The organism is Staphylococcus sp. EG-SA-10 (assembly GCF_017151945.1).
GTDB lineage: Bacteria > Bacillota > Bacilli > Staphylococcales > Staphylococcaceae > Staphylococcus > Staphylococcus aureus.
The window spans coordinates 19,715-45,002 of record NZ_JACVZJ010000016.1; the positions used below are offsets into that span (position 1 = coordinate 19,715).

Below are 25,288 nucleotides of genomic sequence, written 5' to 3' on the forward strand. Positions count from 1 at the left end.
TGAAAATATATATTATTACTTGCGCTTAAAATGCTTTAAATTCAAAAAATGATATAAGTTAGGTGCCCAGGTACTAAAGTTTAATAAAAATCCGTCATGACCAACGTTATCAGGTACAAAGAAATGACGATGATATTTAAAACGTTCACCTAAAGCACGAACTTGATCGTCCGGATATAGCAAATCATCTATAAAGCCCATTGTTAAAACTTTCGTTTCTAAATTTTTAAAGACATGCGTTACGTCTGTGCGACCTCGGTCAATGTTGTGACTATCTAATACATCTAGAAGTGTCAGATAACAATTCAAATCAAATCGTTCTTTAAATTTATTACCTTGATGTTGTTGGTATGCGACTACTTCATCCGGCGTGAAACGTTCATCATAACTTTTTGATGATCGATATGTCAAAAAACCTAATTGGCGTGCAATACTTAGACCTTCCTTACCACCAAGATGAATGGCTTTCCTTGCAATTTCATTGAAAGCTCTGCTATAAGATGATGTTCGGCTTGTTGCAGCAAGGATAATGGCTTTATCTACTTCAAACTGTTGATTGTAAAGTAGTTCCATTGCTTGCATTCCCCCAAGACTTCCCCCTATTAAAATATTAATCTTGTCATAACCAAGGGCTTGTATACCTCGTTCATTCGCTCTGACAATATCTCTTAATGTTAATTTTTCAGGAAAATGAGTGTCGTTTAAAGGTGAGCTTGAACCGAAAGGACTACCAATAACATCAAATGTTAAAAATTGATAATCGTGAATGGGAATATATCCCCCATCAATAATTTCTCGCCACCACCCCGGATAATCATCTGTTCCATATGTTAAATGATTGCCAGTTAATGCATGACAAACTACAACTAATGGTTGTCCATGATAACCGACATGCTCATATCTCAAACGCAAGTTACCTATGACTTCCCCAGATTCTGTAATAAATTTCCCTAGATTTAAAGTATCTACTGTGTAATTTGTCATTGTTCTTTCCTCCTTAAACAAAAAAACTTCTCACCCTATTGAAAAGTAAGAAGTCTTTATACTTATCATTCGAGTAACTCGTTGGTTTTAGCACCGTGCTATAAAGTCGGTTGCTGAAGTATCACAGGGCCAAGTCCCTCAACTTCTCATAATAAGAAATATGAAATTGTTATGTGTTAGTTGAGATTCAGTGATGAATTACTTTTATCATTTAAAATGTTGTTATCATTGTCATGCGTTAGCCAAATCGCTTACGTATACACGATTCCCAATCTTAACATAGACGATTTGTATATCAGAATTTTCTGATTACTAACAGTTTACCTAAGTTTAAATATCTGTTCAATGATTTTCAGTTATTTTTAAAAGAAAAATCGTAATGCTGCCATGATAACAATCCCACTAATAATTGTAATAGTTAAACTACGCGTGATTATAGATAAAATAACCGTCGGAATGAGCGCGATAATGTAAGGGACGTTTAATGTATACCCCTCACCATGAGGCGTCTGCTGAATAATGCTGTCAATGACAAGTGCCGTAAATAGTGTGATTGGGATAAATGATAGCCATCGAACCACGACATCAGGCAATTGCACTTTTGAAATCATGATAAAAGGTATAATTCGAATTAATAGCGTTACGATACCACACAATAAAATAAGTATTAACATGTTCATATGAGTTATCATCGTTCCATCATCACTCCTAACGCTGCTGAAATTGTGGCTGCAATTAATATTGCTAGATATGAAGGCATAAACATACTTAGCGATAACATCATTACTATGACGGCAATAATGAGTACTATGTAAATTCTTAATCGCGATTTAGTAATTGATTCAAATTGCGCAATGGCCAAAAAGATAAACATAGCTGTGATAGCAAAGTCTAACCCTAACGTTTGCGGATTTGAGATATATTCGCCAAATAAAGCCCCAGCTACACACGAAATTGCCCAAAATAAATATGCTGTGATATTAAGCCCATGCATCCAGCGATCATTGATAGCTTCTCCTTTTAAATAAGGTGTAATGGCGACGCCAAACGTTTCGTCAGTTACTAATGAACCTAATCCAACACGGTTCCAAAACCCATATGTCTTGAAGTTTGGTGCAAGCGACATACTTAAAAGGAACATTCTTGAATTTACGATAAATACAGTTAGTACAATCGCTGATATCGGTGTACCTGCTATAAACAACGCACACATAATAAATTGCGCAGCACCGGCATATATAACAAGACATAACAAGATAATTTCTAAAATACTAAAGTTTTGAGACGAAGCCACAATACCAAATGAAATACCAACACCGGCATAACCCAATAATGTAGGGATACACTCTTGCACGCCTTGTCTAAAACTTAAATGTGTTGTCATTTCAATTACCTCCTTTGCCACTTTATATTTATATAATTATGAAAAAATAATATACCTAGTCTAATACAGTTCTATACCCTAAGCAATAACATTAGACAGCGGTTTGTCTGAGGTTAGACATACCGTAGTCTTGAAATACTTCCGTCTCAACTTTTTAGTTTTGAGAATTTTCAATATTTTATTTAAGACTACCTCCATATTTTCTACGGATTTGTAGTTGTTTTTAAGTACTAATTTTATAATTTTTTATATCTAATGATGAGTCTGGGATATTGATTCGTGTCTCAAACACTTATAATCATCATCCCCTCACCCCCTACCCTACTGCATCGATATTACTCATACTACATCAACGAAATCAGTTTTTTATCGCTTAATTTCCTATAATAGTTTTGCTCAATTTTGTTACGTTTTAGATTGTTTTAGTTCATCATAATTATCCCGTATTGTTGCTATAATGAAATGCGTTCACCCCATTAAACCACAAACTTAATTTATTGTTGTTATGTGCATTGGCTCACTATTATACTTTTACAGCACAAAAAAAGTGGCGACAGCTTCGTCACCACTTTTTAAAATATTATTTAAAGTATCTTGCCCTTGCTTTAAGTATACGTAGATATATACTTTTTAAAGTTTGTAGCTAAAGCCTTTATTTAACTGGTTTTGAAATTTGAGTTTTACCACCCATAAATGGTACTAATGCTTCTGGAATTGTTACTGTTCCATCTTCATTTTGGTAATTTTCAACAATAGCAGCAAATGTACGTCCAACTGCTAAACCACTACCATTTAATGTATGTGCTAATTCTGGTTTAGCTGCTTTGTCACGCTTGAAGCGGATGTTAGCACGACGCGCTTGGAAATCCGTACAGTTTGAGCATGAACTAATTTCTTTATAATCATTGTAGCTTGGTAACCAAACTTCTAAATCATATGTTTTGCTTGCACTAAATCCAATATCACCTGTACATAAAATAACACGACGGTATGGTAAACCTAACTCTTCTAGAATTGCTTCTGCGTTTGTTGTCATTTCTTCTAAAGCATTCCATGAATCTTCAGGTTGTTCAAAACGTACCATTTCCACTTTATCGAATTGATGTAAACGAATTAATCCTCTTGTATCTCTACCTGCTGATCCTGCTTCACTACGGAAACATGCAGATTGACCAGTGAATTTTTCAGGAAGTACACCTGGTTGAATAATTTCATTACGATAGAAATTCGTTAATGGTACTTCAGCAGTTGGAATTGTATATAATCCTTCTTTTTCTACTTTAAATAAATCTTCTTCAAATTTAGGTAATTGACCTGTACCATACATTGTATCTGCGTTCACAAGCTGTGGTACCATCATTTCTGTATAACCATGTTGTGTTGTATGTTTTGTAATCATATAGTTCATTAAAGCACGCTCTAATTGCGCACCTTCATTTGTTAAATATACAAAACGCGCACCTGAAACTTTTGCTGCACGATCAAAATCAGCCATTTTCAATTCTTCTACAATATCCCAATGTGCTTTTGGTTCAAATGAAAACTCACGTGGTGTACCCCACTTTTTAACTTCAACGTTATCTTCATCAGATTCACCTTGAGGTACATCATCACTTATTAAATTTGGAATACGACAAAGGATACCTGTCATTTTATTATCAATTTCATTTAATTGACTATCTTTTTCTTTAATATCGTCACCTAATGTGCGCATTTCAGCAATCACATCATCAGCATTTTCTTTATTACGTTTTTTTAATGCGATTTCTTCGCTTACTTTATTACGACGTGCTTTCATTTCTTCTGTTGCACTAATTAATTTACGTCGTTGCTCATCCAATTCTAAAATTTCATCTACAACTTTTGGATCATCTCCACGTAATTCAATTTTGCTCTTAACTGTGTCAGGCTCATTTCTGAATAATCTAATGTCTAACATTAACCTTCATCCTTTCCCAAATAATTATCATTTATTATGGAATGACGTACGTCTTTATTTTTTAGAAAATAAAAAAAGACCACATCCCTACAAGGGACGTGGTCTACGCGTTGCCACCCTATTTAACAATTTAAGTTATAAAGATACGCTAAACCTAAATTGCACTTCACTAAAATAACGGTTATCACCGATTGTTCTTTTAAATAAGTAGGTAGATTCATATATATGTTGATTCTTGTTCACACTAACCACAAGCTCTCTGATATCGAACACTATATATTACTTGTCCTACGAACAATGTCTTATTAAGTTATTTTTAATATAGCAAACTATATTTGCTTTTTCAAGTAACGATTTCAAACATCACTCATGTCGATTTAGTGACATGCAGTCGTTTGATAAATAGATTGCTTTAAATACTGTGCAACCGCTTCAATATCTTTATGAAATTGACGGTCATGTGTAATGGATGGCACGATACTTCGAAACTCATCATACTTGCGACGTGTTTTTGGTGATAATCCTTCGACACCTTTCAACTCTGCTGCTTGTAATGCAATAACACATTCGATTGCCAACACACGTCTTGCATTTTCAATAATTTGATAACCATGTCTAGCAGCTGTAGTTCCCATAGATACGTGATCTTCTTGGTTCGCAGATGAAGTGATAGAATCAACACTCGCTGGATGCGCTAAAGTTTTATTTTCAGAAACGAGACTTGCAGCAGCATATTGCATAATCATCGCGCCACTTTGCAATCCTGGCTCTGGACTAAGAAATGCTGGTAAATCACCATTTAATTGAGGATTTACTAGTCGCTCTAGACGACGTTCCGATACGTTTGCTAATTCACTTACACCTAATTTAAGATGATCTAATGCAAAAGCAATAGGTTGTCCATGGAAGTTACCACCTGAAATAACAAACGTTTCATTTGCTTCCTCAAATATAAGTGGATTATCATTAGCCGCATTCATTTCAAATTCTAATTGCTGTTTAACATAATTGAATACTTGAAAACTCGCGCCATGGATTTGTGGTATACAACGCAACGTATATGCATCTTGTACACGTATTTCTGCTTGTCGCGTCGTTAATGTTGATCCTTCTAACCAATCACGCATACGCGCTGCCACATTAATCTGTTCTTGAAAATTACGAACAGCGTGTACATCATGTCGATATGCATCTATAATGCCATTAAGAGACTGATGCGTTAATGCAGCAATCCATTCAGATTGGTAACCTAAATCTTCTGCTTCTATATAACTAATGACACCTTGAGCTGTCATAGCTTGCGTACCATTAATCAATGCTAAACCTTCTTTAGCCTGAAGGTTCAAAGGTTGTCTATTTAATTCTCTTAATACATTGTCACTATCCTTTTCTTCACCTCTGTACAATACTTTCCCTTCACCAATTAATGCTAATGCTAAGTGTGATAATGGTGCTAAATCTCCTGATGCACCGAGAGAGCCTTGTTGTGGGATTATCGGTATAATACGTTCATTTATAAAAAATTGTAATTGTCTCACTAATTCTAAAGTGGCACCTGAATGACCTTTTAATAATGTATTCAATCGTAAAATCATCATGACTAATGCTACTTCTTTTGAAAATGGCTCACCTAGTCCACAAGCATGTGAGCGTATCAGATTCACTTGTAATTCATTATATTGCGTCGGGTCTATACGTACATCACTAAATAGCCCAAAACCTGTAGTGATACCGTAAACCGTTTCCTCATTTTCAATAATGCGTTCAACTACCGCTCTACTTTTTTTGACACGTTCTAACGCATCATCAATAATTTCAATCTTTGATTGTTGTTGTAAAAATGATTTAATATCCTCAATTGTTAGTGTTTCACCATCTAAATATAAAGTCATATATGTACCCCCTTGTTTATATTAAGTAACCCATCCTTCTTGAAGTATACGTTTTCATTTTTATTGAAACAATGGTTTTACGTACATTTATAACCTATTATCAGAGCACTATTGTAGTGCATTAAAGGATATTAAGATTGTTGTAAGCATATTTAATAATTTATCTATTGACGAATTGCATATACAGGTATAGTATTTTCTATTGTATTTAACGACAAATAATAATGAATTCAGAAATTTATAATACATTTTGTTAAAAGTTACTATATATTTTTAAAATTGAATAAATTCGGAAAAGGCTTTTACATGGGAGGTTATATCACTATGGAAACGTTAAATTCTATTAACATTCCTAAGCGTAAAGAAGATTCACATAAAGGTGATTATGGCAAAATTTTATTAATTGGTGGATCTGCTAACTTAGGTGGTGCCATTATGTTAGCGGCTCGTGCATGTGTATTTAGCGGTAGTGGTTTAATCACTGTAGCTACACATCCAACAAATCATTCAGCATTACATTCTCGTTGCCCAGAAGCGATGGTTATTGATATTAATGATACGAAAATGTTGACGAAAATGATTGAAATGACTGACAGTATACTAATTGGTCCAGGTCTTGGCGTTGATTTCAAAGGAAATAATGCCATTACATTCCTACTACAAAATATACAACCGCATCAAAATTTAATCGTAGACGGCGATGCCATCACAATCTTTAGTAAATTGAAACCACAATTACCTACATGTCGCGTGATTTTTACTCCGCATCTCAAAGAATGGGAGCGATTAAGTGGTATTCCTATTGAGGAACAGACATATGAGCGTAATCGTGAAGCAGTTGATCGTTTAGGTGCAACTGTTGTACTTAAAAAACATGGTACTGAAATTTTCTTTAAAGATGAAGACTTTAAATTAACAATCGGTAGCCCAGCAATGGCGACTGGTGGTATGGGCGATACACTTGCTGGTATGATTACAAGTTTTGTTGGTCAATTTGATAACTTAAAAGAAGCGGTTATGAGTGCCACATATACACATAGTTTTATTGGCGAAAATCTTGCAAAAGATATGTATGTGGTGCCACCATCAAGACTTATCAATGAAATACCTTATGCAATGAAACAATTAGAAAGTTAGTCATTACTAATCATTGAATATAGTACAGCATTACTTTCTAGCATAAAAATAAGACTCCCCTACATATAGGGAAGTCTTATTTTTTTATTATTCTTCATCTTCATTTGATGATTGTTGTATATCTTCTTCAACACGATCCATGAAATCTTGTCTAACTTCAATACGTCCATCTTCATCATTTTCTTCTGAATCAATCACTTCAGTATGAATTGCATTTCCTGGTGTTTCATCATTTACAACCGCTTCACGTTGTTGTTCAGTACCATCTTCAGATACAGTAGATTGTTCATCTTCATTTACTTCATCTGCATCCTCTTTTACTTTAGCAACCGTTGAAACAAATTGATCTTCGCCTAAGCGAATTAAGCGAACACCTTGTGCTGCACGACCATTTTGAGAAATATCTGCAACATCTAGTCGAATAATGACACCGGCATTAGTAACAATCATTAAATCTTCTTCACCAGTTACTGTAGTGATACATACAACATTACCATTACGCTCAGTAATCGTAGCTGTTTTAATACCTTTACCACCACGATTTGATAAACGATAGTCATTAACTGGCGTACGTTTACCATAACCATTTTCAGTAACTACTAATACTTCATCAACACTGTTTGCATGAGCTACATCAAGCCCTACAACTTCGTCACCTTCACGAAGTGTAATACCTTTCACACCCGTTGCTGTACGGCCTAAAGGACGTAATGTTGATTCAGGGAATCGAATTAATGATGCATGTGATGTACCAATCAAGATATCTTCTTGACCACTTGTTAAACGAACTGCAATTAACTCATCATCTTCTCTGAACGAAATCGCAATCTTACCATTTCTATTTATTCTTGAGAAGTTACTTAATGCTGAACGTTTAACAACACCACGTTTAGTTGCAAACACTAAGAAGTTGTCTTCACTTTCAAGGTCTTTAACAGCAATCATTGTACTAATGACTTCATCATTTCCAAGTTCAATAGCATTCACTACAGGAATACCTTTAGACTGTCTTGATAACTCAGGCACTTCATAACCTTTTAGTTTGTATACACGACCTTTGTTAGTAAAGAACAATACATGGTCATGTGTACTTAAAGTTACCAATTGACTGACAAAATCTTCTTCCAATGTATTCATACCTTGAACACCACGACCACCACGGTTTTGAGCACGATATGTAGATACCGGCAAACGTTTAATGTAGTTATTATGGCTCAAAGTAATTACAATTTGTTCTTCTGGAATTAAGTCTTCGTCCTCTAAGTCTTCAAATCCACCTAATTGAATTTCTGTACGACGCTCATCACCGAAACGATCTCTAATTTCAGTCAATTCATCTCTAACTAACTGTAATAACACTTCTTCATCAGCTAAGATTGCTTCTAATTCACTAATATAATTTAATAACTCATTATATTCAGCTTCAATTTTGTCTCTCTCTAAACCTGTTAGACGTCTTAAACGCATGTCTAAAATAGCTTGAGCTTGTTTTTCAGAAAGTTTGAAGCGTTGTTGCAAGCTTTCCATTGCAACTTTATCTGTATCTGACTCACGAATCGTTGAAATAATTTCATCGATATGGTCAAGTGCGATACGTAACCCTTCTAAAATATGGGCACGATCTTTAGCTTTACGTAAGTTATATTGCGTACGTCTTCTAACAACTGTCTTTTGATGCTCTAAATAATGTACCAAAGCTTCTTTTAAATTAATAAGCTTCGGTCTACCATTTACAAGTGCAATCATATTCACACCAAATGATGTTTGAAGAGGTGTTTGTTTGTATAAGTTATTTAAAATGACACTAGCATTTGCATCCTTACGCACATCAATAACGACACGCACACCAGTACGTAAACTTGTTTCATCACGTAAATCAGTGATACCGTCAATTTTCTTGTCACGAACGAGCTCTGCAATTTTTTCAATCATACGAGCCTTATTCACTTGGAAAGGAATTTCAGTGACAACAATACGTTGACGTCCGCCTCCACGTTCTTCAATAACTGCACGAGAACGCATTTGAATTGAACCACGACCTGTTTCATATGCACGTCTAATACCACTCTTACCTAAAATAAGTCCAGCAGTTGGGAAATCAGGACCTTCAATATCTTCCATTAACTCAGCAATTGAAATATCAGGGTTCTTACTTAAGCTAAGTACACCATTGATTAATTCTGTTAAGTTATGTGGTGGAATATTCGTTGCCATACCTACCGCGATACCTGATGCACCATTGGCTAATAAGTTAGGGAATCGAGCAGGTAAGACTGACGGCTCTCTTTCATTACCATCATAGTTATCGATAAAATCTATTGTATCTTTATTAATATCACGTAACAGTTCAAGTGTGATTTTAGTCATACGCGCTTCAGTATAACGCATTGCTGCTGCGCCATCTCCATCCATTGAACCAAAGTTACCTTGGCCATCAACAAGCGGATAACGATAACTGAAATCTTGAGCCATACGTACCATTGCTTCATAAATAGATGAGTCACCATGAGGGTGATATTTACCCATTACGTCACCAACGATACGTGCTGATTTTTTATATGATTTATCCGGTGTCATACCTTGTTCATTTAATCCATATAGTATACGACGATGTACTGGTTTTAAACCGTCACGAACATCTGGCAATGCACGAGCAACGATAACACTCATCGCATAATCTAAAAATGATTCACGCATTTCACTGGTAATATTTCGTTCATTTATTCTTGATTGAGGTAATTCAGCCATCAAGAGTTCCTCCTTCAAAAGTTCAGTTCACAGCGCTTAGAAGTCTAAGTTTGCATAAACTGCATTATCTTCTATAAATTGTCTACGGTTTTCTACAACGTCACCCATTAACATTTCAAATGTTTGGTCCGCTTCAATCGCATCTTCAAGTTTTACTTGTAAAAGAGCACGGTGCTCAGGGTTCATTGTTGTTTCCCATAATTGATCTGCATTCATTTCTCCAAGACCTTTGTATCGTGCAATAGACCATTTTGGTGTTGGATTCAATTCAGATTTAAGTTTATCAAGTTCCCTATCATTGTATACATAATACTTTTGTTTACCTTGTGTCAGTTTATACAACGGTGGCTGTGCAATATACACATAGCCTGCTTCAATTAACGGTCTCATAAATCGATAGAAGAATGTTAATAACAATGTTCTAATATGCGCTCCATCCACATCGGCATCAGTCATAATGACGATTTTGTGATATCTTGCTTTCGCTAGATCAAAGTCGCCACCAATTCCTGTACCAAATGCTGTGATCATTTGACGAATTTCATTGTTATTCAAAATTCTATCTAATCGTGCTTTTTCAACATTTAATATCTTACCTCGTAATGGTAAAATCGCCTGTGTTCTAGAGTCACGACCAGATTTTGTAGACCCCCCGGCAGAGTCCCCTTCGACTAAGAATATCTCACATTCTTCAGGACTTTTACTAGAGCAATCGGCTAATTTACCTGGTAGACTTGCTACATCTAACGCTGATTTACGACGTGTTACTTCACGCGCTTTTTTCGCAGCAACACGTGCACGTGCCGCCATAATACCTTTTTCAACCACTGTACGTGCGACTTGTGGATTTTCATATAAAAATCGTTCAAAGTGCTCTGAGAATAATTTATCTACAACTTGACGCACTTCAGAATTACCTAATTTTGTCTTCGTTTGACCTTCGAATTGAGGATCACCATGTTTGATAGATATAATTGCTGTCATACCTTCACGTGTATCTTCACCAGAAAGTCTATCTTTTTCTTCTTTCATAATCTTGCTACTTAAACCATAACTATTTAAGACACGCGTTAATGCACGTTTAAATCCGTCTTCATGCGTACCACCTTCGTACGTATGAATGTTATTTGCGTAAGTTAAAAGATTTGTGGCATATCCTGAGTTATATTGAATCGCAATTTCTACTTCAATATCATCTTTAGATTGATGAATATAAATTGGCTCATCATGAATAGGTTCTTTATTTTCGTTCAATAACTCAACATAAGATTTAATACCGCCCTCATAGTGATAGGAGTCTTCTCTAACGTTTTCTTCATCACGTTCATCTCTTAATGTGATTTGAATTCCTTTGTTTAAGAAAGCAAGCTCTCTAATACGTTGCTGTAATGTTTCATAGTTGTATACAGTTGTCTCTGTGAAGATTTCTCCATCTGCTTTAAAACGAATGACAGTACCTGTCTTATCAGTTGTGCCAACTTCTTTTAAGTCAAATTGAGGTACACCTTTTTTATATGCTTGATGATATATAGTCTCATTTCTGTGTACATATACTTCTAAGTCTTGTGACAATGCGTTTACAACTGATGAACCAACACCATGTAAACCACCAGATACTTTGTATCCGCCACCGCCGAATTTACCACCAGCATGTAAAACAGTTAAAATAACTTCGACAGCTGGACGTCCCATTTTTTCTTGAATATCAACTGGGATACCACGTCCGTTATCCGTTACTTTAATCCAGTTATCTTTTTCAATAACAACTTCAATTTGATTTGCATAACCAGCTAATGCTTCATCGATACTATTATCGACAATTTCCCACACTAAATGGTGCAAACCTCTCTCTGAAGTCGATCCTATATACATACCTGGTCTTTTACGTACTGCTTCTAAACCTTCTAATACTTGTATTTGCCCAGCACCATAATTATCCGTGTTGTTTACATCTGACAATGCAGTCACCATCGCTTTCTGTTACTTTATAATTTCACCTTGATTAATACGATACAATTTAGCGTTATTCATGATTTCATGATCAATACCATCTACAGATGTCGTAGTGACAAATGTTTGTACTTTATGCTGAATCGTACTTAATAAATGCGTTTGACGCGAATCATCTAATTCACTGAGTACATCGTCTAATAATAAGATGGGATATTCCCCAACTTCGATATTCATTAACTCAATTTCAGCTAATTTAATGGACAAAGCCGTTGTACGTTGCTGTCCTTGAGAACCATATGTTTGAGCATCCATGCCATTCACATCAAAACTTATATCATCTCGATGTGGTCCGAATAAGCTAATGCCTCGTTCTTTTTCTCTTTGCATATTATCGCTAAGAATAGACATAATTTCTTCAAGTCGTGCCGCTTCATTTTGAGCATAATCAAATTTAAGACTAGGTAAATAATTCAGCGACAACGCTTCTTTATCATTTGTGATACCAGCATGAATCGGTTTAGCTAACGACTCTAGCTCTTGAATAAAATGTGCACGTTTATCAGTTACTTTCATTGCATATTCAGCAAACTGCTGATTTAATACTTCCAACATTGTTAAGTCCTTTTTTTGGCCTAATTGTAACTGCTTTAAGTAATTATTCTTTTGCTTTAAAATACGTTGGTATTGAGCTAAATCATTTAAGTAAACAGCAGAAATTTGGCCCAACTCCATATCTATAAAGCGTCGTCTTATTTGAGGAGAGCCTTTTACAATATTCAAATCTTCTGGCGCAAATAGAACCACATTGAGGTGTCCAATATATTGAGTTAGACGACTTTGCTCTAAATGATTCACTTTGACTTGTTTACCTTTTTTAGTTATAAACATTGTTAATGGCATCGTGCCGTGTCTATAACTAAGCTCACCTTCTATTTTAGCATAATCAGCATTAAAACGTATGAGTTCCTTATCATTACTCGTTCTATGACTTTTTGCTAAAGCTAAGGTATAAATTGATTCAAGTAAATTTGTCTTTCCTTGTGCATTTTCTCCAATGAGGATATTCACGTCAGGATGACATTTCAACGTAACCTCATCATAGTTACGATAATTTTCTAATTGGAGTGTATTTAACTTCATTGTTCACCTTGATGAATGATTAAGAAAGAACCAGCATCTTCAGGTAATTCTGGGATATCTATACGATCTTGATGTTCTAACTTTTTACCGCGACGTGTTTCACGCACTCCATTAATTAATACTTCAACGTCTTGCAAGAACCATTTTGCTTGACCACCAGATTCAATAATCCCTTCTGTCTTTAGAAATTGACCTAAATTAATGTCTCCTTCTACTACAACTTCTTGAACCAAAATAATCACTCCATTTCTTTGTATGTCATTAATATATTATACCTTTTTTTGTCACAAATTTCATTTAAAATAGAGGTAGAAACCGTTTACATATAAATAATTAATTCTTATTTTTTGGCAATACTGTCATTTTCAATTTTTTAACGCTATTTAACGGCGTTTAACTTTTATATTCAACTTGTTACTAACTATTAAAATTTTAAATTTAAAGGGCATATAAGCACACTTATTAAATTTTGGATACATTTGTCATAAATTTAATTGGCGTCTTTTATTTGCTGTTTAAAATGCTGTCAAATTTATTTTACATACGAATCTAGAACTATTTTTGCCAAAAAATAAAGGATGACGTTTTAATTAATCACGTCATCCTTTATTTATATTTATTTTTAGTAAGTTCTGATTGGTAAAATTAATTGCGTTACCGAGTCGTCACCTTTTGGTTTTAGAATAAATGGTTTCATTGTACCGAAGAATTCAACTTCAACCTCATCATTATCGATTGCTTTTAAAGCATCCATCATATATTTAGAGTTGAATGAAATTTTCAGGCTACCACCTTCAACATCGTTTGCATCAACTTCTTCTTTTACAGTACCAATTTCTGGTGATGTAGAAGATAATTCAACAACGTCATCACCTGTACTTAATTTAATAACGTTATTACCACCTTCACGTGCTAATAAAGATGCACGATCAATCGCATGATAAAACTCCCCATTGTCTATACTTAATTTAATTTCATAGTTTTCAGGGAATAAACGTGTTGTATCAGGATAATGTCCTTCTAATAATCGAGAAATAAAGTTCACATTTCCAACTTTAAATAAAACTTGGTTTGAAGCAAAGAAGATATCAATGTCTTCTTCATTGTCAGACATAATTTTATTTAATTCAGCTAAAGCCTTACCTGGAATGATGACATTTTTGTTTTCAGAAACATCTTCTAACTGCAACTTTCTTACAGCCAAGCGGTGTGAGTCAGTTGCTGTGCATATTAATTCATTTTCTTGTATAAGCCAGTTCACACCAGTTAGTACTGGGCGTGTTTCTGAGGTGGACACTGCAAAATTCGTTTGTGCAATTACGTTTTTAAGCACTTTTACCGACAATTGAATTGCGTCATCTCTAGAAACTTGAGGTAATAAAGGATATTGATCTGGATCTAAGCCACTTAAATTAAATTCAGAATGACCTGATGTAATTAATGTCTGGAATTGTTCATTTGTAGATAATTTAACATCTTTACCAGGTAATTTTTTTATAATATCAACAAAGAATCGTCCAGGAAGTACTACTGAGCCTGTTTCTGAAATATTGACAATATCTTCGCCATCTACAGTTTTAGGAATAGTGATTTCTATTGAAATTTCAGAGTCTGAACCAGTTAATATAACTTCATGTTCTTTTGCATCGATTTTGATACCAGTTAATATAGGTAATGTTGTTCTTGGTGAAATAGCTTTTAATGTGTCATTTAATTGTGTAATAAAATAATCTCTTTTAATAGTGAATTCCATCATTAATTAAAACTCCTTCCAGTCGTTTATATATAATTATATAGGTTTTAAGTTCTTAGTAATAGTAGTAGGTGCTGTGGATTGGTGGATAAGTCTTAAAAACATAGATTTGGCGAAGTTATACACATGTTGATAACTTGTGTATGGTGTGTATGACTTTTAAACATTATCCACAAAATGAGTTTTGCTCATCTTGCCACATTATCATATAGAAATGTAAAAAATGATTGTTATTATTAGTGCTGTTATATAACAGATTACATTTCCCAAAGTTTCCTACTTATACATTTCTTATTTCTTTTTCAAGATTCTCTACTTCTTGTTTAAAAATAGGATCTTCTTTTAAATCTTTAGATATTTTTTCATGAGCATGAATGACGGTCGTATGATCACGCCCACCAAATTCTTCACCAATTTTAGGTAATGAGAAATCTGTAAGCTCTCTAGACAAGTACATAGCTATTTGACGCGGATATGCAATTGACTTTGTACGTTTTTTTGCACTGAAATCTTCAATTCTAACATTATAATACTGGCCTACAATTTTTTGAATATCTTGGATGGTAATCTTTTTAGATTTTGGTGCTTGAATGATATCTTTTAAAGCTTCAGCAGTTAATTCAGTTGTAATTGGTTTTCCTAATAATTGTGAATATGCAAGTAAACGCGTTAATGCACCTTCTAATTCACGAATATTAGATTGAATTTGATTTGCTATATAATTTAAAGCTTCTGGTGGAATATCTAATTTTTCTTCTTCAATTTTCTTCTGCAAAATTGCCATTCGAGTTTCATAATCTGGTGGCGTAATATCAACAATTAGCCCCCATTCAAAGCGTGAACGTAATCGATCTTCTAATTGTGCAATTTCCTTTGGCGGTCGATCACTCGAAATAACTATTTGCTTGTTATTCTGATGCAATTCATTAAAAGTATAGAAAAATTCTTCTTGTGTTTGTACTTTATTTTGTATGAACTGAATATCATCGATTAATAAGACGTCGATATTACGATATCTTTCTCTGAAAGCTTCACCTTCGTTATCACGAATTGATTTAATAAATTCATTTGTGAATTTTTCACTTGATGTGTAAATCACTTTGGCATTTGGATTATTATCTAAAACATGATGACCAATGGCATGCATTAAATGGGTTTTTCCTAAACCAACACCTCCATAGATAAATAATGGATTGTACGCTTTGGCTGGTGCTTCGGCCACAGCTAAACTCGCTGCATGTGGAAAGCGGTTACCAGGTCCGATTACAAAAGTGTCAAATGTGTTATGGGCATTGAATTGCTCTCTACCAAGCACATGATTATCCTCAGTTGTTTCAGTAGAAGGTTTTGTTGTTTCTTTTGGAGTAGCAGTTTCATAATTACTATAATTTGCTAATTCTTCAGTAGTAATAAAGTGAGGTTTTACTTCATAGCCTACAACATCAAATAAGATTGCTTGGATAATTTCAGCATATTGTTGATTTAACCAATTTGCATTAAAAGGAATACTCGATAATACGATAGCTTCACCATCTTTGATCGTGTAAAGCTCAGTATCTTTTAGGAAAGTTGAGTAACTTACAGCTGATAATTTTTCTTGAGCAATTTCAAGCACTTTTTCCCAAATTTCTTTTTCCGACATAAATTTACTCCATCTTTCTTAAATTTTTAAGTTATACACAAAAATAACAGCCGTGGATAACTTCTAAACACACCATGTTAATAATTATCCACAAGTTAATAACAATCGGTGGATAACTTTATCCTGCTTATTAGTTATGCACAGTATTTTTATGTAAATATCAATAAATAAATCCTTATAAAATCATGAGTTGGACGACTTATCCACACAATTATACTTTTTCAGTTCTCTATATGTCAAATACCTGTGAATATGTTGCTAAAAATAGTATAACTTTGTGTGTAATTTCTAATTATCCACAATTCTGAAAACTATAAATGTGCATAAGTGGATAACTTTTCCTTCTATAGAGTATCTGTTAGTGTGTGTATCAAAACAGCTTGGGAAATAATTTATAAAGTATGTATAAGAACTGTATAAGGTATTCAAACATTGTAAACACTCATGCTTCGGACCAAACTCATGGTGATGTTATGAAATTTGATTGCTCGCATCGTGTATTTCTATCTTTAATCGATAAAAGTAAAAAAATTGAGCAGTAGTATAAAATGAACTTGCGTTATAAAAAGGATTTTGTTATATTGTAGTAGTTGCTTGAATTATGACTAGATAATCAATGAGCTAATACGAGAATTTTAATCTAAGAAACGCAAAATCTTATCTATTAAAGTGATCAGAGTCTGCATAATCTGGTATATTAGATAACTGTATAAAGATGGAGGTGTTTTGCATGGTAAAACGTACTTATCAACCAAATAAACGTAAACATAGTAAAGTTCATGGTTTCAGAAAACGCATGAGCACAAAAAATGGCCGTAAAGTTTTAGCGCGCCGTCGTCGTAAAGGCCGTAAAGTTTTATCTGCATAAGATCACTGACTCATCAGTGATCTTTTTTTTCGTTTAAATTAAGAATAAATAGAAATTTATGTTATAAGCTCAATAGAAGTTTAAATATAGCTTCAAATAAAAACGATAAATAAGCGAGTGATGTTATTGGAAAAAGCTTACCGAATTAAAAAGAATGCAGATTTTCAGAGAATATATAAAAAAGGTCATTCTGTAGCCAACAGACAATTTGTTGTATACACTTGTAATAATAAAGAAATAGACCATTTTCGCTTAGGTATTAGTGTTTCTAAAAAACTAGGTAATGCAGTGTTAAGAAACAAGATTAAAAGAGCAATACGTGAAAATTTCAAAGTACATAAGTCGCATATATTGGCCAAAGATATTATTGTAATAGCAAGACAGCCAGCTAAAGATATGACGACTTTACAAATACAGAATAGTCTTGAGCACGTACTTAAAATTGCCAAAGTTTTTAATAAAAAGATTAAGTAAGGATAGGGTAGGGGAAAGGGAGTAAAACATTAACCACTCAACACATCCCGAAGTCTTACCTCAGACAAACGTAAGACTAACCTCAGGGATATAACAACTTACTTTAAAATGTATTCACATCGTTGAAGGAGGCGAGTAGCAATATGGATTTAGATACAATTACGAGTATTTCAACACCAATGGGTGAAGGGGCAATTGGAATTGTTCGATTGTCTGGACCGCAAGCCGTTGAAATTGCTGACAAATTATATAAAGGAAAACATCTTTTAAATGATGTTCCATCACATACGATTAATTACGGTCATATTATTGATCCAGAGTCTAAAGAAGTGGTTGAAGAAGTTATGGTGTCTGTGTTAAGAGCGCCAAAAACATTTACACGCGAAGATATTATAGAAATTAATTGTCATGGTGGTATTTTAACTATTAATAGAGTGCTGGAACTTACTATGACATATGGCGCTAGAATGGCTGAGCCAGGTGAATTTACAAAACGTGCCTTTTTAAATGGTCGTATTGATTTATCTCAAGCTGAAGCAGTTATGGACTTTATTCGCTCGAAAACAGATAGAGCTTCTAAAGTTGCGATGAATCAAATTGAAGGTCGTCTAAGTGACTTAATCAAAAAACAACGTCAATCTATATTAGAGATACTCGCTCAAGTGGAAGTGAATATTGATTATCCTGAATACGATGATGTTGAAGATGCGACTACTGAATTTCTTTTAGAGCAGTCTAAAGAAATCAAACAGGAAATTAATCGTTTATTAGATACCGGTGCGCAGGGTAAAATTATGCGTGAAGGTTTATCTACAGTTATTGTTGGTAAACCAAACGTAGGTAAATCATCGATGTTAAATAGTTTAATACAAGATAATAAAGCGATTGTAACTGAGGTAGCAGGTACGACTAGAGATGTCTTAGAAGAGTACGTCAATGTTCGTGGCGTGCCATTAAGATTAGTTGATACTGCTGGTATACGTGAGACAGAAGATATAGTAGAGAAGATTGGTGTTGAACGCTCTAGAAAGGCTCTTAGCCAAGCAGACTTAATTTTATTTGTATTAAACAATAACGAAGCATTGACTCAAGAAGATTACACATTATATGAAGTGGTTAAAAATGAAGATGTAATCGTAATTGTTAATAAAATGGATTTAGAGCAAAATATAGATATTAATGAAGTTAAAGATATGATAGGCAATACGCCATTAATTCAAACTTCAATGTTAAAACAAGAAGGTATTGATGAATTAGAAATACAAATTCGAGATTTGTTCTTTGGTGGAGAAGTACAAAATCAAGATATGACTTATGTTTCTAATTCAAGACATATTTCTTTATTAAAACAAGCAAGACAAACGATACAAGATGCGATTGATGCAGCAGAATCTGGTGTGCCTATGGATATGGTACAAATTGATTTAACTAGAACTTGGGAAATATTAGGAGAAATTATTGGTGAGACTGCAAGTGATGAACTCATCGATCAGTTATTCAGTCAATTCTGCTTAGGTAAATAGTAATTGAATTAGACGGAATACCGTCTAAAGAAGGCTAGTAAGATATCAAATAAGGAGGTTTATATTGTGGCTCAAGAATATGATGTAATCGTTATAGGTGCGGGACATGCAGGTGTAGAAGCAGGTTTAGCATCTGCAAGACGTGGTGCTAAAACATTAATGCTAACAATAAATTTAGATAATATTGCATTTATGCCATGTAACCCATCTGTAGGAGGACCAGCTAAAGGTATCGTTGTTCGTGAAATTGATGCTTTAGGTGGACAAATGGCAAAAACAATCGATAAAACACACATTCAAATGAGAATGTTAAATACTGGTAAAGGACCTGCTGTAAGAGCACTAAGAGCGCAAGCAGATAAAGTACTTTATCAACAAGAAATGAAACGCGTGATTGAAGATGAAGAAAATTTGCATATAATGCAAGGTATGGTAGACGAACTTATTATAGAAGATAATGAAGTTAAAGGTGTACGTACAAATATTGGTACAGAGTATTTATCTAAAGCAGTAATTATTACAACGGGAACATTTTTACGTGGTGAAATCATTTTAGGTAATATGAAGTATTCAAGTGGACCAAATCACCAATTACCATCAATCACATTATCAGACAATTTAAGAGAACTTGGTTTTGATATTGTTCGTTTTAAAACAGGTACACCACCGCGTGTAAATTCAAAAACAATTGACTATTCGAAGACTGAAATACAACCAGGTGACGATGTAGGTCGTGCATTCAGCTTTGAAACAACAGAATATATATTAGATCAATTGCCATGTTGGCTAACGTATACTAATGCTGAAACACACAAAGTTATCGATGATAATTTACATCTATCTGCAATGTATTCAGGGATGATTAAAGGAACCGGGCCACGTTATTGCCCTTCAATTGAAGATAAATTTGTTCGATTTAATGATAAGCCGCGACATCAACTTTTCTTAGAGCCTGAAGGTCGTAATACAAATGAAGTATATGTGCAAGGATTGTCTACAAGTCTTCCTGAGCATGTGCAACGTCAAATGTTAGAGACGATACCAGGTCTTGAAAAAGCAGATATGATGCGTGCTGGCTACGCAATTGAATATGATGCCATTGTGCCAACGCAGTTATGGCCTACACTTGAAACGAAAATGATTAAAAACCTATACACTGCAGGTCAAATTAATGGTACATCTGGTTATGAAGAAGCAGCAGGACAAGGATTGATGGCAGGTATTAACGCTGCAGGTAAAGTGTTAAACACAGGCGAAAAGATATTAAGTCGTTCAGATGCATATATTGGTGTATTAATCGATGATCTTGTAACTAAAGGTACTAATGAACCTTATCGTTTACTAACATCACGTGCAGAATATCGTTTGTTACTACGTCATGATAATGCTGATTTGAGATTGACGGATATGGGATATGAACTTGGTATGATTTCTGAAGAACGATATGCACGTTTTAATGAAAAACGTCAGCAAATTGATGCGGAAATTAAGCGTTTATCAGATATTCGTATTAAACCAAACGAACATACGCAAGCGATTATTGAACAACATGGTGGTTCTCGCTTAAAAGATGGTATTTTAGCTATCGATTTATTACGCAGACCTGAAATGACTTACGATATAATTTTAGAAATTTTAGAAGAAAAACATCAATTGAATGCAGATGTTGAAGAACAAGTAGAAATACAAACAAAATATGAAGGTTATATCAATAAATCACTACAACAAGTTGAGAAAGTTAAGCGTATGGAAGAAAAGAAAATTCCAGAAGACTTAGATTATAGTAAGATTGATAGTTTGGCGACTGAAGCGCGAGAAAAATTATCAGAAGTAAAACCTTTAAATATTGCACAAGCTTCTAGAATATCAGGGGTAAATCCAGCAGACATATCTATATTATTGATTTACTTAGAACAAGGTAAACTCCAAAGGGTGAGTGACTAATGACTGTAGAATGGTTAGCAGAACAATTAAAAGAACATAATATTGAATTAAATGAGACTCAAAAACATCAGTTTCAAACATATTATCGTTTACTTGTTGAATGGAATGAAAAGATGAATTTGACAAGTATTACAGATGAACACGATGTATATTTGAAACATTTTTATGATTCCATTGCACCTAGTTTTTATTTTGATTTTAATCAGCCTATAAGTATATGTGATGTAGGCGCTGGAGCTGGTTTTCCAAGTATTCCGTTAAAAATAATGTTTCCGCAGTTAAAAGTGACGATTGTTGATTCATTAAATAAGCGTATTCAATTTTTAAACCATTTAGCGTCAGAATTACAATTACAGGATGTCAGCTTTATACACGATAGAGCAGAAACATTTGGTAAGGGTGTCTACAGGGAGTCTTATGATGTTGTTACTGCAAGAGCAGTAGCTAGATTATCCGTGTTGAGTGAATTGTGTTTACCGCTAGTTAAAAAAGGTGGACAGTTTGTTGCATTAAAATCTTCAAAAGGTGAAGAAGAATTAGAAGAAGCAAAATTTGCAATTAGTGTGTTAGGTGGTAACGTTACAGAAACACATACCTTTGAATTGCCAGAAGATGCTGGAGAGCGCCAGATGTTCATTATTGATAAAAAAAGACAGACGCCGAAAAAGTATCCAAGAAAACCAGGGACGCCTAATAAGACTCCTTTACTTGAAAAATAATGCATAATCCTTTACAACTAACATAAAAGGAGCGAATGGATAATGAAAAAACCTTTTTCAAAATTATTTGGTTTGAAAAACAAAGATGACATCATTGGACATATTGAAGAAGATCGCAATAGTAATGTTGAATCCATTCAAATTGAACGTATCGTTCCCAACCGTTATCAACCAAGACAGGTGTTTGAACCAAATAAAATTAAAGAACTTGCTGAATCAATACATGAACATGGTTTATTACAGCCTATTGTTGTAAGACCGATTGAAGAAGATATGTTTGAAATTATTGCTGGAGAGCGCCGATTTAGAGCAATACAATCACTAAATTTACCTCAAGCAGACGTTATTATTCGTGATATGGATGATGAAGAGACGGCTGTTGTGGCATTAATTGAGAATATTCAAAGAGAAAATTTGTCTGTTGTTGAAGAAGCGGAAGCCTATAAGAAATTATTGGAAATTGGTGATACAACGCAAAGTGAATTGGCAAAAAGTTTAGGTAAAAGTCAAAGCTTTATTGCAAATAAGTTGCGTTTATTGAAGTTGGCGCCGAAAGTACTACTTCGCTTAAGAGAAGGTAAAATTACTGAACGCCATGCGAGAGCGGTATTATCATTGTCTGATAGCGAACAAGAAGCGTTGATTGAGCAAGTCATTGCACAAAAACTAAATGTGAAACAGACTGAAGATAGAGTACGCCAAAAAACGGGGCCCGAAAAAGTCAAAGCACAAAACCTTCGCTTTGCACAAGATGTCACTCAAGCACGAGATGAGGTAGGCAAAAGTATCCAAGCGATTCAACAAACAGGATTACATGTTGAGCATAAAGACAAAGATCATGAAGATTATTATGAAATAAAAATTCGAATATATAAACGTTAGTAGTAGGATGTCGTATACATGATGACTAACACATAAAAGACAAAGCTAAGATCATAACAGCTTTGTCTTTTTTTGTTTTACGTGAAACATAAAAATTTATATTTATATGTTGATCAGGCTGGTACATAAATCAATGTTCTATGCTCTACGAAGTTATATTGGCAGTAGTTGACTGAACGAAAATGCGCTTGTAACAAGCTTTTTTCAATTCTAGTCAGGGGCCCCAACACAGAGAATTTCGAAAAGAAATTCTACAGGCAATGCGAGTTGGGGTGGGACGACGAAATAAATTTTGCGAAAATATCATTTCTGTCCCACTCCCTAATTTGAGCTGGATATACCTTTATTTGAAACCTTTATTGCTAGTTTATGAAAGTATCATGAAAGCTTTATGAACATCGCTTGAGTTGCCTTTACAGTAGAAAATTTAAGTTTTACACTTTGTGTGAATGATACGTTTTGTATTGAATTAATTATAGAAAGGTACGTTGAAGATGTTTTCAATTGGAAGTGCAATTCTTCATTTTGTCATTGGTGGTATCGCTGTTGCATTAGCTTCAATTATTGCTGATAAGGTAGGCGGTAAGTTAGGAGGCATTATAGCTACTATGCCGGCAGTCTTTCTTGCGGCTATTATCGCATTAGCTTTGGATCATCGTGGTACGCAATTAGTGGAGATGTCGATGAATCTTAGTACTGGAGCAATTGTCGGTATTCTGTCTTGTATATTAACTGTATTTTTGGCATCTCTCTACATTAAGCATAAAGGTTATCGGAAAGGCGCAATATTCACAGTTGTTTGTTGGTTTGTTATTTCCCTCGCAATATTCAGTATTAGACATTTATAGTTTGGAAAATGCGTGATAATTAGTTGTATTCAGTTATTAAGTAATAAATTATTGGAGGCAGAACATCATGAAATTAACATTAATGAAATTTTTTGTGGGGGGATTTGCAGTATTATTAAGTTATATTGTATCTGTAACACTACCTTGGAAAGAATTTGGCGGTATATTTGCAACGTTTCCGGCAGTATTTTTAGTGTCTATGTTTATTACAGGTATGCAATATGGTGATAAAGTCGCTGTGCATGTAAGTCGTGGCGCAGTGTTTGGTATGACAGGGGTATTAGTTTGTATTTTAGTTACATGGATGATGTTACATATGACGCACATGTGGTTGATTAGCATTATTGTTGGTTTCCTAAGCTGGTTCATCAGTGCAGTATGTATTTTTGAAGCGGTAGAATTTATAGCACAAAAAAGATTAGAAAAGCATAGTTGGAAAGCTGGAAAATCGAATAGTAAATAGTGTGAACGTAATCTCTTAAATAGGACTAACTTCGCAAGCATTGAATAGCATGGAAAAGTTGTATCATTAATAAATGAAATTCAAGTTGGCATTGAGAAAATTACAAGCGCGTAATCATACAGGTCTGTCTTAAGGGAGTCTTCGAACCCTTGTGTTGTCGTATGTCAAAACATTTAGTCAATCATACAGGTGACTTGATTTAACTTTATCTGATAGTCTGATTGTAATGATTGTACTAATTGAATGGAGGCGTATGTAATTGAATCTGAGTAAACAAATTAAAAAATATAGGGAACGAGATGGTTATTCACAAGAATATCTTGCTGAAAAGTTATATGTATCTAGGCAGAGTATTTCTAATTGGGAAAATGACAAAAGCTTACCAGACATACATAACTTATTAATGATGTGCGAATTGTTCAATGTAACTTTAGATGATTTAGTAAAAGGGACCATTCCATTTGTACCTGATATTAAAGCGCAACGAAGTCTTAACTTATGGACATATGTGATGCTTATTTTCATGACATTAGCTGCAATTTTAACAGGACCTTTAATTGTTTATTGGAATTGGGCTTGGGGTATAACGGTGATGGTCATTTATGGAATAGGTTATTATGCATCTATGAAAATAGAAGACTTTAAAAAAGTGCATAAAATGGATAACTACAATCGAATTGTTGCTTTTATGAATGGAAAAGATCCTAGTGAAGTACAAACGACTAAAGCTAGAAATATAAAAACAGGTGTACTTTCTTTCATAGCATTTGTTGGTGCAATCATTCTTATAGCTTTGATTAGTATGTATCTGGCAAATAAATTTTTATAAATCATCATCGTATCGTCTCATGATATCCAAAATAGCATAAAAAAATGGTTCTTCATCTTTTATGGTGGGAAGGTAAAACTTCCTGCTTTTTTTAATACACAAAAAGCGCAATTGCCTCTATAATTTAAAGTGACCAAACCCAAACTAAAGGAGACAAGTGCGCCTA

21 protein-coding genes, 1 riboswitch and 1 other annotated feature are annotated in these 25,288 nt (G+C 34.2%); of the genes, 10 read left to right on the forward strand and 11 right to left on the reverse strand.

Annotation, left to right across the window (positions count from 1 at the left end; translation table 11 throughout):
* Positions 1–15: 15 nt before the first annotated feature.
* The 5 genes from metX to hutH form a co-directional block, all read right to left on the reverse strand.
* Positions 16–984 (reverse strand): homoserine O-acetyltransferase MetX, encoded by a 969-nt coding sequence (metX, locus tag IDG45_RS10385; RefSeq protein WP_000186503.1) that lies wholly within the window; start codon positions 982–984, stop codon positions 16–18.
* Between the two features lie 59 nt (positions 985–1,043).
* Positions 1,044–1,142: riboswitch (SAM riboswitch) on the reverse strand.
* A 204-nt stretch (positions 1,143–1,346) separates the two neighbouring features.
* The gene (locus tag IDG45_RS10390) at positions 1,347–1,676 is read right to left on the reverse strand and encodes a branched-chain amino acid transport AzlD family protein (RefSeq protein WP_000628055.1); all 330 of its coding nucleotides are present in this window, start codon (positions 1,674–1,676) and stop codon (positions 1,347–1,349) included.
* Positions 1,673–2,368: an AzlC family ABC transporter permease gene (locus tag IDG45_RS10395; protein ID WP_000207098.1), complete on the reverse strand. Its 696-nt coding sequence runs from the start codon at positions 2,366–2,368 to the stop codon at positions 1,673–1,675. The genes IDG45_RS10390 and IDG45_RS10395 overlap by 4 nt, the downstream gene beginning before the upstream one ends.
* Before the next feature lie 652 nt (positions 2,369–3,020).
* Entirely contained in the window at positions 3,021–4,307 is a 1,287-nt protein-coding gene (serS, locus tag IDG45_RS10400) for a serine--tRNA ligase (protein WP_000884334.1), read from the reverse strand.
* An 89-nt stretch (positions 4,308–4,396) separates the two neighbouring features.
* Positions 4,397–4,612 (reverse strand) — a binding site (T-box leader).
* A gap of 72 nt (positions 4,613–4,684) precedes the next feature.
* On the reverse strand, positions 4,685–6,199 hold the full coding sequence (hutH, locus tag IDG45_RS10405; RefSeq protein ID WP_000177469.1) for a histidine ammonia-lyase: 1,515 nt from the start codon (positions 6,197–6,199) through the stop codon (positions 4,685–4,687).
* 324 nt (positions 6,200–6,523) lie between these two features.
* On the opposite strand from hutH, the gene IDG45_RS10410 reads away from it, so the two are divergent.
* Positions 6,524–7,336: an NAD(P)H-hydrate dehydratase gene (locus tag IDG45_RS10410; protein ID WP_000449218.1), complete on the forward strand. Its 813-nt coding sequence runs from the start codon at positions 6,524–6,526 to the stop codon at positions 7,334–7,336.
* Between the two features lie 87 nt (positions 7,337–7,423).
* On the opposite strand, the gene gyrA is transcribed toward IDG45_RS10410, so the two are convergent.
* The 6 genes from gyrA to dnaA form a co-directional block, all read right to left on the reverse strand.
* Positions 7,424–10,084, reverse strand: a complete 2,661-nt coding sequence (gene gyrA, locus IDG45_RS10415) for a DNA gyrase subunit A (protein WP_000819095.1) — start codon at positions 10,082–10,084, stop codon at positions 7,424–7,426.
* A 36-nt stretch (positions 10,085–10,120) separates the two neighbouring features.
* Positions 10,121–12,055 carry a DNA topoisomerase (ATP-hydrolyzing) subunit B gene (gene gyrB, locus IDG45_RS10420; protein WP_000255586.1) on the reverse strand — a complete coding sequence of 645 codons (1,935 nt, stop codon included), beginning with the start codon at positions 12,053–12,055 and terminating at the stop codon, positions 10,121–10,123.
* Positions 12,056–12,064: 9 nt separating this feature from the next.
* Entirely contained in the window at positions 12,065–13,177 is a 1,113-nt protein-coding gene (recF, locus tag IDG45_RS10425) for a DNA replication/repair protein RecF (RefSeq protein ID WP_000775113.1), read from the reverse strand.
* A complete protein-coding gene (yaaA, locus tag IDG45_RS10430) occupies positions 13,174–13,419 on the reverse strand; it encodes a S4 domain-containing protein YaaA (protein ID WP_001789359.1) in 246 nt (81 codons plus the stop codon). The genes recF and yaaA overlap by 4 nt, the downstream gene beginning before the upstream one ends.
* Before the next feature lie 380 nt (positions 13,420–13,799).
* Entirely contained in the window at positions 13,800–14,933 is a 1,134-nt protein-coding gene (gene dnaN, locus IDG45_RS10435) for a DNA polymerase III subunit beta (RefSeq protein ID WP_000969811.1), read from the reverse strand.
* Between the two features lie 277 nt (positions 14,934–15,210).
* On the reverse strand, positions 15,211–16,572 hold the full coding sequence (gene dnaA / locus IDG45_RS10440) for a chromosomal replication initiator protein DnaA (RefSeq protein ID WP_001290436.1): 1,362 nt from the start codon (positions 16,570–16,572) through the stop codon (positions 15,211–15,213).
* A 730-nt stretch (positions 16,573–17,302) separates the two neighbouring features.
* Between dnaA and rpmH the strand changes: the two genes are divergently transcribed.
* The 9 genes from rpmH (at position 17,303) to IDG45_RS10485 (ending at position 25,122) form a co-directional block, all read left to right on the forward strand.
* Positions 17,303–17,440: a 50S ribosomal protein L34 gene (gene rpmH / locus IDG45_RS10445; protein ID WP_000240855.1), complete on the forward strand. Its 138-nt coding sequence runs from the start codon at positions 17,303–17,305 to the stop codon at positions 17,438–17,440.
* 120 nt (positions 17,441–17,560) lie between these two features.
* Entirely contained in the window at positions 17,561–17,914 is a 354-nt protein-coding gene (gene rnpA / locus IDG45_RS10450) for a ribonuclease P protein component (RefSeq protein WP_001789343.1), read from the forward strand.
* 143 nt (positions 17,915–18,057) lie between these two features.
* Complete coding sequence (gene mnmE, locus IDG45_RS10455) at positions 18,058–19,437, forward strand: tRNA uridine-5-carboxymethylaminomethyl(34) synthesis GTPase MnmE (RefSeq protein WP_111063707.1); 1,380 nt, start codon at positions 18,058–18,060, stop codon at positions 19,435–19,437.
* 66 nt (positions 19,438–19,503) lie between these two features.
* Positions 19,504–21,381, forward strand: coding sequence for a tRNA uridine-5-carboxymethylaminomethyl(34) synthesis enzyme MnmG (mnmG, locus tag IDG45_RS10460; RefSeq protein WP_000046622.1), 1,878 nt, complete (start codon positions 19,504–19,506; stop codon positions 21,379–21,381).
* Positions 21,381–22,100: a 16S rRNA (guanine(527)-N(7))-methyltransferase RsmG gene (rsmG, locus tag IDG45_RS10465; RefSeq protein ID WP_000215579.1), complete on the forward strand. Its 720-nt coding sequence runs from the start codon at positions 21,381–21,383 to the stop codon at positions 22,098–22,100. The genes mnmG and rsmG overlap by 1 nt, the downstream gene beginning before the upstream one ends.
* Before the next feature lie 42 nt (positions 22,101–22,142).
* Positions 22,143–22,982 (forward strand): nucleoid occlusion protein, encoded by an 840-nt coding sequence (gene noc / locus IDG45_RS10470; RefSeq protein ID WP_000742837.1) that lies wholly within the window; start codon positions 22,143–22,145, stop codon positions 22,980–22,982.
* A gap of 494 nt (positions 22,983–23,476) precedes the next feature.
* Positions 23,477–23,830 (forward strand): DUF3147 family protein, encoded by a 354-nt coding sequence (locus IDG45_RS10475; protein WP_000491379.1) that lies wholly within the window; start codon positions 23,477–23,479, stop codon positions 23,828–23,830.
* A gap of 67 nt (positions 23,831–23,897) precedes the next feature.
* On the forward strand, positions 23,898–24,293 hold the full coding sequence (locus IDG45_RS10480) for a DUF3147 family protein (protein WP_000779134.1): 396 nt from the start codon (positions 23,898–23,900) through the stop codon (positions 24,291–24,293).
* Positions 24,294–24,552: 259 nt separating this feature from the next.
* Positions 24,553–25,122, forward strand: coding sequence for a helix-turn-helix transcriptional regulator (locus IDG45_RS10485; RefSeq protein ID WP_001054121.1), 570 nt, complete (start codon positions 24,553–24,555; stop codon positions 25,120–25,122).
* Positions 25,123–25,288 lie beyond the last annotated feature (166 nt).

Excerpts from the sequence above, each read along its gene's own strand:
- metX (WP_000186503.1), bottom strand. The coding sequence starts at position 984 with ATGACAAATTACACAGTAGATACTTTAAATCTAGGGAAATTTATTACA.
- IDG45_RS10390 (WP_000628055.1), bottom strand. The coding sequence starts at position 1,676 with ATGATAACTCATATGAACATGTTAATACTTATTTTATTGTGTGGTATC.
- IDG45_RS10395 (WP_000207098.1), bottom strand. The coding sequence starts at position 2,368 with ATGACAACACATTTAAGTTTTAGACAAGGCGTGCAAGAGTGTATCCCT.
- serS (WP_000884334.1), bottom strand. The coding sequence starts at position 4,307 with ATGTTAGACATTAGATTATTCAGAAATGAGCCTGACACAGTTAAGAGC.
- hutH (WP_000177469.1), bottom strand. The coding sequence starts at position 6,199 with ATGACTTTATATTTAGATGGTGAAACACTAACAATTGAGGATATTAAA.
- IDG45_RS10410 (WP_000449218.1), top strand. The coding sequence starts at position 6,524 with ATGGAAACGTTAAATTCTATTAACATTCCTAAGCGTAAAGAAGATTCA.
- gyrA (WP_000819095.1), bottom strand. The coding sequence starts at position 10,084 with ATGGCTGAATTACCTCAATCAAGAATAAATGAACGAAATATTACCAGT.
- gyrB (WP_000255586.1), bottom strand. The coding sequence starts at position 12,055 with ATGGTGACTGCATTGTCAGATGTAAACAACACGGATAATTATGGTGCT.
- recF (WP_000775113.1), bottom strand. The coding sequence starts at position 13,177 with ATGAAGTTAAATACACTCCAATTAGAAAATTATCGTAACTATGATGAG.
- dnaN (WP_000969811.1), bottom strand. The coding sequence starts at position 14,933 with ATGATGGAATTCACTATTAAAAGAGATTATTTTATTACACAATTAAAT.
- dnaA (WP_001290436.1), bottom strand. The coding sequence starts at position 16,572 with ATGTCGGAAAAAGAAATTTGGGAAAAAGTGCTTGAAATTGCTCAAGAA.
- rpmH (WP_000240855.1), top strand. The coding sequence starts at position 17,303 with ATGGTAAAACGTACTTATCAACCAAATAAACGTAAACATAGTAAAGTT.
- rnpA (WP_001789343.1), top strand. The coding sequence starts at position 17,561 with ATGTTATTGGAAAAAGCTTACCGAATTAAAAAGAATGCAGATTTTCAG.
- mnmE (WP_111063707.1), top strand. The coding sequence starts at position 18,058 with ATGGATTTAGATACAATTACGAGTATTTCAACACCAATGGGTGAAGGG.
- rsmG (WP_000215579.1), top strand. The coding sequence starts at position 21,381 with ATGACTGTAGAATGGTTAGCAGAACAATTAAAAGAACATAATATTGAA.
- noc (WP_000742837.1), top strand. The coding sequence starts at position 22,143 with ATGAAAAAACCTTTTTCAAAATTATTTGGTTTGAAAAACAAAGATGAC.
- IDG45_RS10475 (WP_000491379.1), top strand. The coding sequence starts at position 23,477 with ATGTTTTCAATTGGAAGTGCAATTCTTCATTTTGTCATTGGTGGTATC.
- IDG45_RS10480 (WP_000779134.1), top strand. The coding sequence starts at position 23,898 with ATGAAATTAACATTAATGAAATTTTTTGTGGGGGGATTTGCAGTATTA.